This window comes from Pseudomonas sp. 22189, from assembly GCF_052045635.1.
Classification (GTDB): domain Bacteria; phylum Pseudomonadota; class Gammaproteobacteria; order Pseudomonadales; family Pseudomonadaceae; genus Aquipseudomonas; species Aquipseudomonas parakoreensis.
In genome coordinates, this window is the sequence record NZ_JBQEPG010000004.1 from 103,562 (window position 1) to 119,998 (window position 16,437).

General features: G+C 58.1%; 16 protein-coding genes. 9 read left to right on the plus strand and 7 right to left on the minus strand.

The window, feature by feature from the left end:
- Nucleotides 1–203 precede the first annotated feature (203 nt).
- The 6 genes from glyA (at nucleotide 204) to ACTJKS_RS05315 (ending at nucleotide 5,997) form a co-directional block, all read left to right on the plus strand.
- On the plus strand, nucleotides 204–1,457 hold the full coding sequence (glyA, locus tag ACTJKS_RS05290) for a serine hydroxymethyltransferase (RefSeq protein ID WP_103367280.1): 1,254 nt from the start codon (nucleotides 204–206) through the stop codon (nucleotides 1,455–1,457).
- A gap of 226 nt (nucleotides 1,458–1,683) precedes the next feature.
- The gene (locus ACTJKS_RS05295; protein ID WP_198758323.1) at nucleotides 1,684–2,256 is read left to right on the plus strand and encodes a hypothetical protein; all 573 of its coding nucleotides are present in this window, start codon (nucleotides 1,684–1,686) and stop codon (nucleotides 2,254–2,256) included.
- Nucleotides 2,257–2,338: 82 nt separating this feature from the next.
- A complete protein-coding gene (locus tag ACTJKS_RS05300; RefSeq protein ID WP_198758322.1) occupies nucleotides 2,339–2,893 on the plus strand; it encodes a hypothetical protein in 555 nt (184 codons plus the stop codon).
- A 267-nt stretch (nucleotides 2,894–3,160) separates the two neighbouring features.
- Entirely contained in the window at nucleotides 3,161–4,474 is a 1,314-nt protein-coding gene (locus ACTJKS_RS05305; protein ID WP_095668274.1) for a C4-dicarboxylate transporter DctA, read from the plus strand.
- A gap of 84 nt (nucleotides 4,475–4,558) precedes the next feature.
- Nucleotides 4,559–5,263: a FadR/GntR family transcriptional regulator gene (locus tag ACTJKS_RS05310; RefSeq protein ID WP_025108765.1), complete on the plus strand. Its 705-nt coding sequence runs from the start codon at nucleotides 4,559–4,561 to the stop codon at nucleotides 5,261–5,263.
- Between the two features lie 23 nt (nucleotides 5,264–5,286).
- A complete protein-coding gene (locus tag ACTJKS_RS05315) occupies nucleotides 5,287–5,997 on the plus strand; it encodes a GntR family transcriptional regulator (RefSeq protein ID WP_262948104.1) in 711 nt (236 codons plus the stop codon).
- A gap of 116 nt (nucleotides 5,998–6,113) precedes the next feature.
- On the opposite strand, the gene yjiA is transcribed toward ACTJKS_RS05315, so the two are convergent.
- The 3 genes from yjiA to ACTJKS_RS05330 all read right to left on the minus strand — a co-directional run bounded on the left by yjiA (nucleotide 6,114) and on the right by ACTJKS_RS05330 (nucleotide 9,529).
- Complete coding sequence (gene yjiA, locus ACTJKS_RS05320) at nucleotides 6,114–7,085, minus strand: GTPase (protein ID WP_108183859.1); 972 nt, start codon at nucleotides 7,083–7,085, stop codon at nucleotides 6,114–6,116.
- A 164-nt stretch (nucleotides 7,086–7,249) separates the two neighbouring features.
- A complete protein-coding gene (locus tag ACTJKS_RS05325; protein WP_003228401.1) occupies nucleotides 7,250–7,447 on the minus strand; it encodes a YbdD/YjiX family protein in 198 nt (65 codons plus the stop codon).
- Nucleotides 7,448–7,462: 15 nt separating this feature from the next.
- On the minus strand, nucleotides 7,463–9,529 hold the full coding sequence (locus ACTJKS_RS05330) for a carbon starvation CstA family protein (protein ID WP_262948105.1): 2,067 nt from the start codon (nucleotides 9,527–9,529) through the stop codon (nucleotides 7,463–7,465).
- 159 nt (nucleotides 9,530–9,688) lie between these two features.
- Here ACTJKS_RS05330 and ACTJKS_RS05335 point away from each other — a divergent pair, with 159 nt between their 5' ends.
- Nucleotides 9,689–10,057, plus strand: a complete 369-nt coding sequence (locus tag ACTJKS_RS05335; protein ID WP_108183860.1) for a PilZ domain-containing protein — start codon at nucleotides 9,689–9,691, stop codon at nucleotides 10,055–10,057.
- A 134-nt stretch (nucleotides 10,058–10,191) separates the two neighbouring features.
- On the opposite strand, the gene radA is transcribed toward ACTJKS_RS05335, so the two are convergent.
- Genes radA through katB form a run of 3 tightly spaced genes read right to left on the minus strand, consistent with a single transcriptional unit; the run spans nucleotide 10,192 to nucleotide 13,741 of the window.
- Nucleotides 10,192–11,559 (minus strand): DNA repair protein RadA, encoded by a 1,368-nt coding sequence (gene radA, locus ACTJKS_RS05340; RefSeq protein WP_003228407.1) that lies wholly within the window; start codon nucleotides 11,557–11,559, stop codon nucleotides 10,192–10,194.
- A gap of 43 nt (nucleotides 11,560–11,602) precedes the next feature.
- Entirely contained in the window at nucleotides 11,603–12,139 is a 537-nt protein-coding gene (locus tag ACTJKS_RS05345; protein ID WP_108183861.1) for an ankyrin repeat domain-containing protein, read from the minus strand.
- A gap of 60 nt (nucleotides 12,140–12,199) precedes the next feature.
- Nucleotides 12,200–13,741 (minus strand): catalase KatB, encoded by a 1,542-nt coding sequence (gene katB, locus ACTJKS_RS05350; protein WP_198758317.1) that lies wholly within the window; start codon nucleotides 13,739–13,741, stop codon nucleotides 12,200–12,202.
- 286 nt (nucleotides 13,742–14,027) lie between these two features.
- Here katB and mscL point away from each other — a divergent pair, with 286 nt between their 5' ends.
- Nucleotides 14,028–14,441, plus strand: coding sequence for a large-conductance mechanosensitive channel protein MscL (mscL, locus tag ACTJKS_RS05355; protein ID WP_007963760.1), 414 nt, complete (start codon nucleotides 14,028–14,030; stop codon nucleotides 14,439–14,441).
- A 42-nt stretch (nucleotides 14,442–14,483) separates the two neighbouring features.
- On the opposite strand, the gene ACTJKS_RS05360 is transcribed toward mscL, so the two are convergent.
- Entirely contained in the window at nucleotides 14,484–15,260 is a 777-nt protein-coding gene (locus ACTJKS_RS05360) for a ferredoxin--NADP reductase (protein WP_041065214.1), read from the minus strand.
- A gap of 331 nt (nucleotides 15,261–15,591) precedes the next feature.
- Here ACTJKS_RS05360 and ACTJKS_RS05365 point away from each other — a divergent pair, with 331 nt between their 5' ends.
- Nucleotides 15,592–16,320, plus strand: a complete 729-nt coding sequence (locus ACTJKS_RS05365) for a helix-turn-helix transcriptional regulator (protein WP_108183863.1) — start codon at nucleotides 15,592–15,594, stop codon at nucleotides 16,318–16,320.
- Nucleotides 16,321–16,437 lie beyond the last annotated feature (117 nt).

Below are 16,437 nucleotides of genomic sequence, written 5' to 3' on the forward strand. Positions count from 1 at the left end.
CCACAGGGATTGATGTCGATCACAAAATCGCAGGCCTGCCTCGATTACTGTGGGAGCGAGCCTGCTCGCGAAGAGGCCTTCAAAAGCACCGCACATCTGTCATGAACGCCACTTGTCTGCGACATGATGTCGTTTCATATGCCATCCAAAACCCATTGGGTTAGAATGCCCCCCTTTTCTGCCCCCGATCCTTGAGGACCGCCATGTTCAGCCGTGATTTGACTATTGCCAAGTACGACGCCGATCTCTTTGCCGCCATGGAGCAAGAAGCTCAGCGCCAGGAAGAGCACATTGAGCTGATCGCTTCGGAAAACTACACCAGCCCTGCGGTGATGGAAGCTCAAGGCTCGGTACTGACCAACAAATACGCCGAAGGCTATCCGGGCAAGCGCTACTACGGTGGTTGCGAGTACGTTGACGTCGTTGAACAACTGGCCATCGACCGCGCCAAAGAGTTGTTCGGCGCCGATTACGCCAACGTTCAGCCGCACGCTGGTTCGCAAGCCAACGCCGCGGTTTACCTGGCCCTGCTGCAAGGTGGCGACACCATTCTGGGCATGAGCCTGGCCCACGGTGGTCACCTGACCCACGGCGCCAGCGTTTCCTCCTCCGGCAAGCTGTACAACGCCGTGCAGTACGGCATCGACGCCAATGGCCTGATCGACTACGACGAAGTCGAGCGTCTGGCCGTTGAGCACAAGCCGAAAATGATCGTGGCCGGTTTCTCTGCCTACTCGCAGATTCTGGACTTCCCGCGCTTCCGCGCCATCGCGGACAAAGTCGGTGCCTACCTGTTCGTCGACATGGCTCACGTGGCCGGTCTGGTCGCCGCTGGCGTCTACCCGAACCCGGTACCTTTCGCTGACGTCGTGACCACCACCACGCACAAGACCCTGCGCGGTCCACGTGGCGGTCTGATCCTGGCGCGCGCCAACGCCGACATCGAGAAGAAGCTGAACTCTGCGGTATTCCCGGGCGCCCAGGGTGGCCCGCTGGAGCACGTGATCGCTGCTAAAGCGATCTGCTTCAAGGAAGCGCTGCAGCCTGAGTTCAAGGCTTACCAGGAACAAGTGGTGAAGAACGCCCAGGCCATGGCCGAAGTGTTCATCGAGCGCGGTTTCGACGTGGTTTCCGGCGGTACCAAGAACCACCTGTTCCTGCTGTCGCTGATCAAGCAGGACATCTCGGGTAAAGACGCCGACGCCGCGCTGGGCAAAGCGTTCATCACCGTGAACAAGAACTCCGTGCCAAACGACCCACGCTCGCCGTTCGTCACTTCCGGCCTGCGCTTCGGTACTCCGGCTGTGACCACTCGTGGCTTCAAAGAGGCAGAGTGCAAAGAGCTGGCCGGCTGGATCTGCGACATCCTGGCTGACCTGAACAACGAAGCGGTGATCGACGCCGTTCGTGAGAAAGTCAAAGCCATCTGCAAGAAACTGCCGGTATACGGCGCTTGATGCGACGTTAAATCAGCAGCATGAAAAACCGGCCAAGTGATTGGCCGGTTTTTTTTCGTCTGCTTGAAAGTCGCTGCCGCCTCACTTAAAACTTGAAACAACAACTTCAAAGAAAAACAGGACATCAACAAAACTTAGCTGTTAGTGTTAAAGACAGAACACGCAACAGCAACTAAAAATCCACACACAACAAAGAAACACCCATCAAAAACTCAAGGAAGAGTTCATGACAACAAACAGACAAAAGTCATTTATCGCAACACTAACACTGGACCAGCACCATCTGAACGTCCTGGGCGCGCTTTATGAAAACCCAGTCTTGCGTTATGACCATTCATTTTCCGGTGGTTTTTATACAGGCGCCCCCAAAACGATCGATGATGCCCATCTATTGGGTTGCCGCCCCCAAAGGGAAGTAAAGAATGTTCAACTCATGAACATTTATTTCCGCTGCACTGATGACTATTACCACCTTTACATCCGCGACCACGCCACACACACCGGCTATTGCTTGAGCAAGGGTCGCGCCGGGGTGTTAGGGGCTTTTCTGCCGGCGGGCAGCGATACCACCTCTTTCAACTTGCTGAGCCACGATAACCGGATCATCACCTTGCAGGACATGGGCGGTGATCGTCAGCGAGTGCGGCTCAAGGCACGCAACGCCGGCCAGATAACAGCGCTGCGTCGACGAGGCGCGCCCTACAACTACCTGGCCGAGACGGATAACACAGGCCTGCCGTTCACACTGAACATCATCGAGCGCAATGCATCGTTTCTCAGTGATCCCGACGAAATCTGACATCAACGATCAAACATTCAATATTTACGCCATTGAACAGTCCGCTGTTTATTTATCAGCACTCAAATAATCGAGTAATACCATGAGCACCAATCAGGAAAAATCCTTTATTGCAACATTGAGCACTCGCTATGGCTACCCGCACTTCCCCAAGTTGACGTATGGCAGAAAGGTCACGACTCCGCGTCCTGATTATGAAGCTTTTACGTTCTCCCACCACCTGGATGTTTCAAACTATCTCTTTCTCAAGCCGGATGTTGCACCGGACGCACTGACTCTTTACTTCCGCTGCCTTGACGACTACTACACTATCTATATTTTCACGCCAGGCGAGTACTACTACAGAACCATCAGCCGTGAAGAAAAAGACTTCTTAAACTCTTATGCAACCGAAGATGGAGACCAGACTACGTTCAACTTGCTCAATGCCAAGGGCAATATCATCACGCTGGATCAGATCGAAACGGATACGCCCACCGTCAGAATCCAGACCCGAAGCGGCGCGCTGTTGTGCGCCGGGCAAAGTCGCAACAAGCATGACCCCAGAGTCGGCACGTTCGTACGCACCAACTCGAACCGCAGCGCCGGTGTTCTCGACTTCAAGCTCAATATCCTGAAGCGCAACGTGCCTTACTGAGCAGATTGAAATCCGCCAGCGTCAGCACAAACCAGCCCGGCCGAACATCGCCGGGCTTTTTCGTTGCGAACGGGCTCCACGGCAACACCGTGCAAAGCACCACTGGTCAGACCGGTCATGCCAATTTCCGACCTCCCCCTTGTATTTCAAGAAATCCCGCGCGTAGACTGCGCCTGCACTGGACATACCGGTAAGACCACAATAATTAAGTCCTGAATCTGATGTGCTTCGCACACGGCAGCCAGGACACCGACCAGGATTCCTCCCATGCTCAGATGGTGCTCGCGTTCAATCTTCCTCCAAGTGGTTCTCGGACTGGTGCTCGGCATCATCTGCGGACTGACCCTTCCCGAATATTCCGCTCAGCTCAAACCCTTGGGCGACGGCTTCATCAAACTGATCAAGATGCTGATCGGCCTGATCGTGTTCTGCGTGGTGGTCAGCGGCATCAGCGGCGCAGGGGATCTGAAGAAGGTCGGGCGTATCGGCCTCAAATCGGTGATCTACTTTGAAGTACTGACCACCATTGCGTTGGTGATCGGTCTGGTGTTCGCGTTCAGCACCGGGATCGGCAGCGGCGCGAATATCCATCTGGAGCAGTTGTCCGCCGCTGACATGGGCGACATCGCCGAACGCGGCCAGCACATGCACACCACCACGCAGTTCCTGATGGACCTGATCCCGACTTCGGTGCTCGGTGCCTTTGCCGACAACAACATCCTGCAGGTGCTGCTGTTTTCGGTGCTGTTCGGCAGCGCACTGAATCTGGTGGGTGAAGCGGCCTCCGGGATCTCGCGACTGATCAACGAACTGAGCCACGTGATCTTCCGCATCATGGGCATGATCGTGCGTCTGGCGCCCATCGGTGTATTCGGCGCCATCGCCTTCACCACCAGCAAGTACGGCCTCGATTCGCTGCAGCACCTGGGCAGTCTGGTCGGCTTGTTCTACCTGACCTGCGTCGCGTTCGTCAGCGTGATCCTCGGTGTGGTGATGCGTGCCTCGGGCCTGCGCCTGTGGCCACTGCTCAAATATCTGCGTGAAGAGCTGCTGATCGTCATGGGCACCGCCTCCTCCGATGCCGTGCTGCCGCAGATCATGCGCAAACTCGAACATCTGGGCATCGGCAGCTCGACGGTCGGGCTGGTGATTCCCACCGGCTACTCGTTCAACCTCGACGGTTTTTCGATCTACCTGACGCTGGCCATTGTGTTCATCGCCAACGCCACCGGTACGCCATTGGCGATGACCGACCTGCTGACGATCCTGCTGGTGTCGCTGATCACCTCCAAGGGTGCCCACGGCATTCCCGGTTCGGCGCTGGTGATTCTGGCGGCGACACTGACAGCGATCCCGGCGATTCCGGTGGTCGGGCTGGTGCTGGTGCTGGCGGTGGACTGGTTCATGGGCATCGGCCGGGCGCTGACCAACCTGATCGGCAACTGTGTCGCCACCGTGGCCATCGCCCGCTGGGAAAAGGACATCGACGTACAACGCGCAAACAAAGTACTCAGCGGTCAGCAGGGCTACACCTTTCAACCGCGTAAAACCGGAACTCCGGCGCACCAGCAAGAGTTCTGATTTTCAACCCTGCAGGAGCTGCCGCAGGCTGCGATCTTTTGATCTTGTTTGCGGCATCCCCTATAGGCTTACGGAGCTAGACAAGTGATCACCACATCAACCGTCGTCAACTCAGTCGTAGAAAAACTGCGCGCCGCCCTCGCTCGTGGTCAGTGGCGCTCCGGCGACATGCTGCCGGGCCAGCGCGAACTGGCCGAACAACTGGGCATCAGCCGTCCGAGCCTGCGCGAAGCAGTGATCGTTCTGGAGACCCTGGGCCTGGTCCGTTCGATGCCGGGCAAAGGCGTGGTAGTGCTCGACGCCCAGCTCAGTGACAGCCAGAGCCACGACAGCGCGGTCGCCGGCGCCAGCCTCGAAGACGTGCTGCAACTGCGCTACACCCTTGAGCCGTTCATTGTTGGCCTGGTCGCGCAGTCGATCAGCAGCAAGGAAGTCGGTCAGTTGCGCCTGACCCTGATGGACATGCGCGAAGCCCTTGAAGCGGGCGACAGCGAAGCCGGCGTCAGCGCCTACATCGCCTTCCACGAAGAGCTGTTCACCCTGACCTCGAACCCGATTTTCCAGAGCGTGGTGCAGCAGACCAGCAATGCCCTCAAGCAAAGCGCCGAAGTGCTGCGCAATTCGCCTGAGCATCTGGCCGAGCGCCTGGAAGAAAACGAAGCGGTGGTGCGCGCGATCCGCAGCAAGAACAGCGCTCAGGCCAGCGCCGAAATGCGTCGGCACATCCTGCGCGAAGGCCAGCGGATGGGCATCGAACTGAATATCCCGGAAGACAACCTCAGCCACTGAAGAACTCACACTGGAGACCGGCCATGAACAGTCTTGCCACGTCGCCGCACACTCGTCAGATGTCGGCACCTCTGCCCTTCTCGCGCCTACGAGCGCCGGCAGATGCTCTGTACCCGCGGCTGTTCGAGGCGATTCTGGACCGGCGAATCGACCCGGCCAGCCGCTTCACCGAAGACAGTCTCAAGCAGATGTTTGGCGTCAGCCGCGCCGATGTACGCCGGGTACTGACGCAGTTGTCCCATGAGCAGGTGATTGTGCTGCGTGCCAATCATCGGCCGCGGGTCGCCGCACCGGATGCAGAACAGACCCGACAAACCCTGCACGCCCGGCGCCTGACCGAAGCGACGCTGGTACGTCTGGCTTGTCAGAATGCGTCAGCGGAGGGTTTGAAACGCTTGCGCACGCTGGTCGAACGCGAACGCCTGGCCGTGGTTCAGGAACGGCGTGCGGCGGCGATTCGCCTGTCCGGTGAGTTTCATCTGCAGTTGGCACAGATGGCGGGGAATGCACCGCTGGCGCATTTCCTTGGCAGCCTGGTGCCGTTGACGTCGCTGGCGATTGCGCGGTGTGATGGATCAACGCTCGGTTGCTGCGCGTGGCAGGAGCACCTGGCGATTATCGAGGCGGTGGAGCTGAGAGATGTTCCCAAGGCTGGTTTGTTGATGAATCAGCACCTGGATCATCTTGAGCAGACCCTGCTGGGTTCAGCCCTTGAGCATTGCGCTGTCGGTTAGATCGTCTTCGCGAGCAGGCTCGCTCCCACAGTGAACTGCATTCCTCCTGACAGAATGCGGATTACTGTGGGAGCGAGCCTGCTCGCGAAGAGGCCATCGCTGACAACCAGGATCCATCAGGCAGAAGTCACTCTGGCAAACCCCGCCCGAATTTTCTCTTCCGGCAAATCATCGGCAATAAACACGACCACACTTTCCCGCGCCTCACCCTCGGCCCACTCGGTGTCCCAGTCGAAACCGTAGAGTTTCAGCACGCCCTGGAACACCAGGCGCCGATCCTCGCCAGCGATGTTCAGCACTCCCTTGTAACGCAGCAATTGCTTGCCGTGCTCTTCCAGCAACTCATTCATGAATTCGCTGAGCCGATCGATATCCAGCGGCTGGTCCGTGCGCAGCACCAGGCTGGAGATGCGATCGATGGAAGGCGCCTTGCTGACCGGACGCAGGCTGACCCCGCCCCCCAGATCGGCGTTAAGGTTGAAACCACGCACATCAAGCAGTTCCGCCAGATCGATGTTGCCGTGCTCGACCACGCGGATTGGTGCACGGCGGTTGATTCGCGTCAGGCGTTCGCTCAGTGCATTGAACGTGGCCTCATCCACCAGATCAGTCTTGCTGACCAGCAAGCGGTCGGCGAAGCCGATCTGCGCCTGGGCGATGGTCTGGGTCAAATGCAGGTCGGCGTGGGCGGCGTCGACCAATGTGATGATGCCGTCGAGCAGATAGCGCTCACGCAGTTCTTCGTCGATGAAAAAGGTTTGCGCCACAGGCGCTGGATCGGCCAGCCCGGTGCATTCGATCACCAGCCGGTCGAAGGCGATTTCGCCGCTGTCCAGGCGTTCGAGCAGCAGGTACAGGGCCTTGGTCAGATCAGTGTGAATGGTGCAGCAGACGCAGCCGTTGGCCAGGGTCATGACTTGCACCGGTTCATCGCCGAGCAACTGGGTGTCGATGCCGGCGTCGCTGAATTCGTTCTCGATCACGGCGATTTTCAGACCGTGCTCGGCTTTCAGCAGATGGCGCAGCAAAGTGGTCTTGCCGGCACCGAGAAAACCACTGAGTACCGTTACGGGTATGGGAGAAGACAAAACAGATCCCCTTCACAAAATGAATGAACAACACAAAAACAAATGTGGGAGCGAGCCTGCTCGCGAATACGGTGTGTCAGTCAAATCATTCATCAACTGACACTCCGTATTCGCGAGCAGGCTCGCTCCCACAAGGGGGACTGCATCAACCGCAGGCTGTCAGCTCAACAGCACTTCGGCCCACCCTTGCCACCGTAACGCGCTTCCTGACGCTCGCGAAAGAACATCTCGTAGCTCATCACCGGCTTGTCCGGGTGTTTGGTTTGCATATGCTCGACGTAGGTGTCGTAGTCGGGCATGCCGACCATCAGGCGCGCGGCCTGACCGAGGTATTTACCGAGGCGACTCAGGTCATTGAACATGGTGCAATCCTCTGGTTACGCGTCCGGCAGGGCCTGGAATGGCGATTCTTTATCCGTACGCTCTTTTTTGCCCCAGGCGGCAATGCCGACCTTGAGCGCATAGAACAGGATGCTGAAGACCACGAACAGGAACAGCGCGGTGAGCGTTGCGTTGGTGTAGGCGTTGAAGATCACGTGCTGCATCTGCTCGATGCTCTTGGCCGGAGCAATGACCTGGCCGGCGGTCAGGGCATCGCTGTACTTCTTGGCCAGCGACAGGAAGCCGATCGCCGGGTTGGCGTCGAACAGCTTGATGAAGCCCGCAGTCGTGGTGCAGATCAGCAGCCAGGCGGCCGGCAGCAGGGTGACCCAGATGTAGCGCTGGCGCTTCATCTTGATCAGGACCACAGTGCCGAGCATCAGTGCGATACCCGCCAGCATCTGGTTGGAGATACCGAACAGCGGCCACAGGGTGTTGATGCCGCCCAGTGGATCGATCACGCCCTGATACAGCAACCAGCCCCACATCGCCACACAACCGGCGGTGGCGATCAGGTTGGCGGTCCAGGATTCGGTACGTTTCAGCGCCGGTACGAAGGAGCCGAGCAGATCCTGCAGCATGAAGCGCCCGGCACGGGTGCCGGCGTCCACGGCGGTCAGGATGAACAGTGCTTCGAACAGGATCGCGAAGTGGTACCAGAACGCCATGGTGTTTTCACCCGGCAGAACACTGTGCAGGATCTGCGCAATACCGACCGCCAGGGTCGGCGCACCGCCGGCACGGGCGAGGATGGTGGTTTCACCGATGTCATGGGCAACCGCTTGCAGCGCCTCAGGCGTGATCGCGAAGCCCCAACTGCTGACCATCTGCGCCACCGATGCCACGTCACCACCGACCACCGCAGCCGGGCTGTTCATGGCGAAGTACACGCCCGGCTCGATCACCGAAGCGGCAACCATCGCCATGATCGCCACAAACGATTCCATCAGCATGCCGCCGTAACCGATGTAACGGGCGTTGGTTTCGTTATCCAGCAGCTTCGGCGTGGTACCCGACGAGATCAGTGCGTGGAAACCGGATACTGCACCGCAAGCGATGGTGATGAAGAGGAACGGGAACAGACCGCCCTTCCACACCGGGCCCGTGCCGTCGACGAACTGGGTCAGCGCCGGCATTTTCAGCTCGGGCATGGTCACCAGAATACCGATCGCCAGAGCGATGATGGTGCCGATCTTGAGGAACGTCGACAGGTAGTCGCGTGGCGCGAGGATCAGCCATACCGGCAACACGGCGGCGACGAAGCCATAACCGATCAGCATCCAGGTGATTTGCACACCGGTGAAACTGAAAGCCTTGGCCCACACCGGATCAGCGGCAATCTGCCCACCGAGCCAGATCGAACCGAGCAGCAGCAACACGCCGATGACCGAGATTTCGCCAATGCGGCCTGGGCGGATGTAGCGCATGTAGATGCCCATGAACATTGCGATCGGGATGGTCGCCATCACGGTGAAGATGCCCCACGGGCTCTCGGCCAGGGCCTTGACCACGATCAGCGCCAGCACCGCAAGGATGATGATCATGATCAGGAAGCAGCCGAACAGGGCGATGGTGCCGGGGATGCGGCCCATTTCTTCACGGACCATGTCGCCCAGGGAACGGCCGTTGCGCCGGGTCGACATGAACAGGACCATGAAGTCCTGCACCGCACCCGCCAGCACCACCCCGGCAATCAGCCACAATGTGCCGGGCAGGTAGCCCATCTGCGCCGCCAATACCGGGCCGACCAGAGGTCCTGCGCCGGCAATCGCGGCGAAGTGGTGACCGAAAAGAATGTGTTTGTTGGTCGGCACGTAGTCCAGACCGTCGTTGTTGAGCACGGCGGGGGTGGCCCGACGCGGATCCAGTTGCATCACCTTGTTGGCGATGAACAGGCTGTAGTAACGGTACGCAACCAGATAGATGGCCACGGCCGCGACCACGATCCACAAGGCGTTGATCGCCTCTCCTCGGCGCAATGCCACTACGCCCAGGGCGCACGCTCCTACGATTGCCAGCACTAGCCAGGGTAAGTGGCGTAGCAGGCTATTATTATTTTTCATTTTATTATTCCAGCCAGGGTGGACAAGAAAGACAGCCACCCCGAGTTTAGCGCTACTGGCGGTAAAGACCATACCCCGACATTGGTCTAGACGCCTTGTCGATTGGCAGCCACCCGCCGGTCGGGTCTATAGTCAGCGAACGCTTCCGAGGATTGCGCCATGAGCGAACAACCAGCCAATCGCCGTCGCTTCAAACGTATTGCGTTCGATGCCAGAACCGAGCTGAGTCAGGGCCAATTCATCTGGCCGGTGAAACTGATCGATCTGTCCCTCAAGGGGCTGCTGATCGAGCGGCCGGAGCCATGGCTGGGGGATAAGGAGCAGGATTTCTTCGTCGACATTCATCTGAGCGATGACGTGGATATTCAAATGAATGTGCATCTGGCCCATGAGGATCACGGGCAACTGGGGTTTGTCTGCCGGCATATCAGCCTGGAATCGATCCAGCGCTTGCGGCGGTTGATCGAACTGAATCTGGCGGATGAGGCCGAGCTTGAGCGCGAACTGGGCGCTCTGATCGAAATCTAGCCCCCAAATCGACCTGTGGAAACAACCGTGTGGTGAGGGGATTTATCCCCGATGGGNAAATTCGGGTCTGCTGCGCAGCCCATCGGGGATAAATCCCCTCACCACAGGTTTTCATTCAATCAAGGGAATGGCAGCTATTCGAACAGTGCGTCGAGCGCCTGCTCCAACCGGGTCACGGCAATGATCTGCAGCCCCGCCGGCGCCTCTTTCGGCGCATTGCCTTTGGGCACAATCGCGCGTTTGAAGCCATGCTTGGCCGCTTCCTTCAAGCGCTCCTGACCGCTCGGCACCGGGCGTACCTCGCCGGACAAACCGACTTCGCCAAACACCAGCAGATCATGCGGCAGCGGCCGGTTGCGCAGGCTCGACATCACCGCCGCCATCAACGCCAGGTCGGACGCGGTTTCCAGCACCTTCACCCCGCCGACCACGTTGAGGAACACGTCCTGATCGTGGGTCGGGATGCCGCCGTGCCGATGCAATACCGCCAGCAACATCGCCAAACGGTTCTGGTCCAGACCCAGGGTGACCCGGCGCGGGTTGGCCAGATGACTGTCATCGACCAGCGCCTGCACTTCCACCAGCATCGGCCGCGTGCCTTCCCACGTGGCCATGACCACACTGCCCGGGACTTCCTCCTGGGCACGGGTGAGAAAAATCGCCGACGGGTTGGAGACTTCTTTCAGGCCCTTGTCGGTCATGCCGAAGACGCCGAGTTCGTTGACCGCGCCGAAACGGTTTTTCACCGCCCGCAGCAAGCGCAAACGCCCGTCCGATTCGCCTTCGAAATACAGCACGGTATCGACCATGTGCTCCAGGACTCGCGGGCCGGCGAGCGCGCCTTCCTTGGTGACGTGGCCGACGAGGAAAATCGCCGTGCCGCTCTGCTTGGCATACCGCACCAGCAACGCCGCACTCTCACGCACCTGCGAGACGCCACCCGGCGCTGATTGCAGCTGTTCGGTGAAAATGGTCTGGATCGAGTCGATCACCATCACCTTGGGTTTTTCCTGGCGGGCGGTGGCGATGATGGTTTCGATGCAGGTTTCGGTCATCACCCGCAGTTGATCCTGCGGCAGCCCGAGACGGCGGGCACGCATGGCCACTTGTTGCTGGGATTCTTCGCCGGTGACGTACAGCGCCGGCATGCTCTTGGCGAGGTTGCACAGTGTCTGCAACAGGATCGTCGACTTGCCGATGCCCGGGTCACCGCCGATCAACACCACCGAGCCGTCGACCAGACCACCACCCAGGACCCGGTCCAGCTCACCGGACGCGGTAGAGAAACGCGGAATCTCTTCGATGCTGACTTCGGCCAGGGTCTTGATCTGCGCCTGCTGCCCGGCCCAGCCGGTACGCCCGGTGGGCGCCGTGGCGCCGCCGCTCTCGATCATGGTTTCGGTCAGGGTATTCCAGGCGCCGCACTCGCCGCACTGGCCCGCCCATTTGGGAAAGGTTGCGCCGCATTCGGTGCAGCCGTACATGCGCTTGGCCTTGGCCATCTGGATCCCCCGGCAAAAACCGCGATGATAACGCAGCCACCGCTCAGCGCGGCACGGCGGTGCGGATTTCGCCGTTGGCCAGACGCGCGGCGCTATTGCCCAGCGGATCCTCGGCATTGAGGTCGGCGCCCTTGGCCTTGAGCGCGTCGAGCAGCTCGATGCGCTTGAACAACCCGGCGTACATCGCCGCAGTCTGGCCGGCGCCGTTGCGCTGATCGGGGCTGCAATCGGTGGCCATCAACCGTCGGGCAATCTGCATCTCGCCCTTGAAGATCGCGCCCATCAGCGCCGTATTGCCGCGTTGATCCTGCGCACAGGCATCAGCCCCCGCCGCCAGCAGTCGCTCAACTGCCGTCCCCTGGCCGTGATACGCCGCCAGAATCAGTGCGGTGTAGCCCTTGCTGTCGCGGGTATCGAGGGAATAACCGGACTCGATGAAGGTCTCGAGCATCGGCACATCACCACGCCGGGCCGCATCGAAATAGTAATCCTGCAACTGGGCCTTGATCGCCTCGGGGTTCTGTTCGGCCAGCGCTGTACATGACAGGCAACCGAGCAGCAATAACAGACAAAATCGCATCAGCCTTCTCCTTGAGCAGAACGGGGCCTGCATCAGGCCCCGCGTTGCATGGCGTCGAGATCAGTCGACCAGTTTCGCTGCCAGCGCCTTGACCCGGCTCAGGTCACCCTTGGCCACTTTCGTCACGCCAGTGCCGTATTCCGGATCGGCCTTATAAAGGAAGGACAGGATGATGTGCTTGCTCTCGTCATCGGTGGTGGCCAACGAGCCGCCGAAGCTGGCAATCAGGTCCTGACGTTCCTGCTGGCTGAACGAGCGGTACAGATCACCGGCCTGCTTGAAGTTCTGCTCGCGCTGAATCTTCGCCTGCTGGGTGCTGCCGGACAGCGCCAGCTGGCTGTAACGCGCGCTTTGCGGCTCTTCACGCGGTTGCAGGCGGCTTGGCTGATAGTTCACGCCAGACTGCGTGGCTGCGAAGTTCATCGCACCGTCCTGATTGCCATTATTGACGGCAACTTTGGGCGCGTTGATCGGCAACTGCAGAGCATTGGCTCCCAGACGATACATTTGCGTATCGGCATAAGAAAACACTCGGCCTTGCAACAGACGATCTTCCGAAGGTTCGATACCCGGCACAACATTGGCCGGGGCCATCGCAACTTGTTCGGTTTCCTGGAACACGTTGGCCGGATTACGGTTCAACACCATTTGTCCAACTTTTCGCTCAGGAACATTTGGCCAGATCTTGGTAGCGTCCAATGGATCGAAATCAAACTTGGACAAATCTTGCGGATTTAGCACTTGGATGTACAAGTCCCATTTCGGAAAATCGCCCTTGTTAATATGGCTGACCAGATCATTAGTCATATGACTGTAATCCTTGCCCTGAACTTTCTCGACTTGTTCAGGTGTCAGGTTTTTGATGCCCTGCAAACTTTTCCAGTGGAACTTCACATAGTGCACTTCGCCCTTGGCGTTGACCAACTTGTAGGCATGCACGCCATTACCGTCCATCTCCCGATAACTGGCTGGAGTACCCGAATTGGAATACAGCTCGGTCAGCGTGCGAGTGGCTTCCGGCACGTGGGAGAAGAAGTCGAAACGACGCGAGTCATCGTCCAGGTTGGTGCGTGGATCGGGTTTGAAGGCGTGAACCATGTCCGGGAACTTGATCGCATCGCGGATGAAGAAGGTCGGGAAGTTGTTGCCCACCAGATCCCAGTTGCCATCGGCGGTGTAGAACTTGGTGGCAAAACCCCGTGGATCGCGCAGGGTTTCCGGGGAGTGGTTGCCGTGCACCACGGCGGAGAAACGCACGAAGACCGGTGTGACCTGGCCAGCGGCGAATACTTTGGCCTTGCTCAAATCGCTGAGGTCGTTGGTCACGGTGAAGGTCCCGTGAGCCCCGGTGCCGCGGGCATGCACCACGCGCTCGGGAATGCGCTCACGGTCAAAACGCTGAAGCTTCTGGATCAGTTGCACATCCTGCAGCAACACCGGGCCGGTGGCACCGGCGGTCTGCGAATTCTGGTTGTCGCCGACCGCGGCACCGTTATCACGGGTCAGGGGTGCAGCGTGCACGGAGAAAGTCAGCAAGCTGGCGGCCAGCACGCCGAAAGTACGGCGATGGGGAAAAGCCCCCAGTCCAAGAGTGGAGTTCATATCAGGTTCCTCTGGTTTTTTTGGGCGCATCCAGGTGCGCAAACCAGAGGCTAGAGGGCTATGGCGGTGAACATAAATAGAAAGTTCGTAACTCGACGATTGAAAAAAATGGCTTTGTGATCAGCGATTTACGGCGTATTTCGCGCGCGATTAGTGGCACTTTGCAAACTAATCGTTGATTCATGTGTCGATAAAAACGGGCATTGTAAGAAGGTGTTTCGCGCAGGACGCGTTTTGCTGATTTACACTGCGTACACCAACCTCATCTGTAACAAGGAAATAACCTATGGGCGTGCTAAGTGAGTTCAAGGCCTTCGCGGTCAAAGGCAATGTGGTCGACATGGCCGTCGGTATCATCATCGGTGCAGCCTTCGGCAAAATCGTTTCGTCGTTTGTCGGCGACGTGATCATGCCGCCAATCGGCCTGTTGATCGGTGGGGTGGACTTCAGTGATCTGGCCATCACGCTGAAAGCCGCCGAGGGCAACGCCCCAGCCGTGGTACTGGCTTACGGTAAATTCATTCAGAGCATTCTGGACTTCGTGATCGTCGCCTTTGCGATCTTCATGGGTGTAAAAGCCATCAACCGCCTGAAACGCGAAGAAGCCGTGGCCCCTTCCCTGCCGCCGGTTCCAACCAAAGAAGAAGAGTTGCTCGGCGAGATCCGCGATCTGCTCAAGGCGCAGAACAATCGGCCTTGACGGCTTCATGAATGAAAACGGCGCCTGATGGCGCCGTTTTTTTTACCAGTAATTTTCCACCGCCACCTGACCGGGCCGCCGCGCCAGGCTCAGGCTCATGTGGCGTTTCTTCAACAACGCGCGGGTGTCATCGATCATCTGCGGATTGCCGCACAGCATGACGCGCGAGTGCTCGGGGGTCAGTTCCACGCCGGCCTCACGTTCCAGTTCGCCGCTTTCGATCAACGTGGTGATGCGACCGTGCAAGGCGCCAGGCCAGCGTTCGCGGGTAACCGTGGGGATAAACCGTAATTTATGGGCATGCTCTGCCAGGTAATCACGTGTGGAAAGCTCAGCGATCAATGATTGATAGGCCAGCTCCCTTGCCTCGCGCACGCTGTACACCAGAATAATTCGCTCGAAACGCTCCCACACTTCGAAGTCTTGCAGGATCGACAGAAACGGCGCCACGCCGGTCCCTGTGGATAACAACCACAGATCCCGGCCGTCGACAAAACGATCCAGCGTCAGGTAACCAAAGGCCTGGCGCTCCACCAGCACGGTATCGCCGACCTGCAACCGGCTCAGTTCACTGGTGAATTCGCCACCCGGCACCACGATAGAGAAGAACTCGAGAAACTCGTCGAAGGGTGAAGAAACCATCGAGTAGGCACGCCACACCGTGCTGCCATCCGCCTTGGTCACGCCCAGGCGGGCGAATTGTCCTGCGCGGAACCTGAATCCCGTATCGCGCGTGGTGCGCAAAGTGAACAGGCTGGGGGTCAGGGGCTGCACGTCGAGCAAGGTCTGGGCAGTAAACTTTTCTGCACTGACAGTCATGGGCCACTCCACTGTAAAGAACCCAGACAGTTTCGCGCAAACTGACACTGTAAACACCACTGTTTTTGTAATGTCTTTTCATTTAGCGAAGCCAATGAGAAACAAACTCAGATACAACCAATGGAGAAACTTTCATATCTCAATCTGAAATTGAATGACACCTTGAATACAACGCTCTACTTCGGACTAATAACATTCTTGCAATCAAACTTCTTTGCAAAGAGCAAAAAAGTTCAACGCCAACTGTAGGACATGTCCTACACTCGATTGCGTGATGGATTCATTGGATCCAAACAGCCCAGCGCGTAAAACGACTCACGGAGAGTTTGTGATGGAAATGTGGAAGGAGTCGCAATTAAAGCAACTGACTTTCGCAAGAGAAATAGAGACCGCTTATCCGATCCTGCTGAGATTCGCTCAAAACATAGGCTTCAACTTTTGTGCCATCTCTTTGACATCAAACAATCGGACCGCTGACTTTAAAGCCTTGCAAATCAATAACTATCCCAAAGAATGGAATAATCTCTATGAACAGAAAAGCTACAGCAAAGTTGACCCGGTAGTCATACACTGCAACCAGTCAATGCTGCCGATTGTCTGGACCGAAAAGTTGTTTGCGCCGACTCCACAGTTGTGGGACGCGCAACAGGAGCATGGATTGCGCCACGGTTGGTCCCAGTCGTTTCACCATGAAGCCAGCGGGCTGTGCAGCACACTCAGCCTTGTCAGGAAAAATGGTCCTCTGAGCCCGCTCGAGTTGTACGAGCATTTTGGCTACATGTTTTACGCGACCAGTCATCTGAGTGATCTGTTTGCCAGAACCCTGCCCACAGCCCCGAAAAAACCCCAACAACCGCACCTTTCACCACGGGAACTGGAAGTGCTGAAGCTCTCGGCGCTCGGCAAAACAGCCTATGAAATCGCCAGGATCCTCTGCCTGAGCGAACGAACCGTGAATTACCACGTGCAAAACGTGATTATCAAACTGAACGTCTGCAACAAAATCTCCGCCGTCATCGCCGCCAGCCGCTGCGGCCTTCTCGACGCCCCCTCCGCCTAAAAGCCACGGGTATTTCAACAGAAAAAAACGTACCATTTGAGGCCTTCCCGAGTGATGACGTGAGCAGTGACGTCGTATTGCACTCGGACGGTTCCGCCGCACATTCCCTTGGCCGCG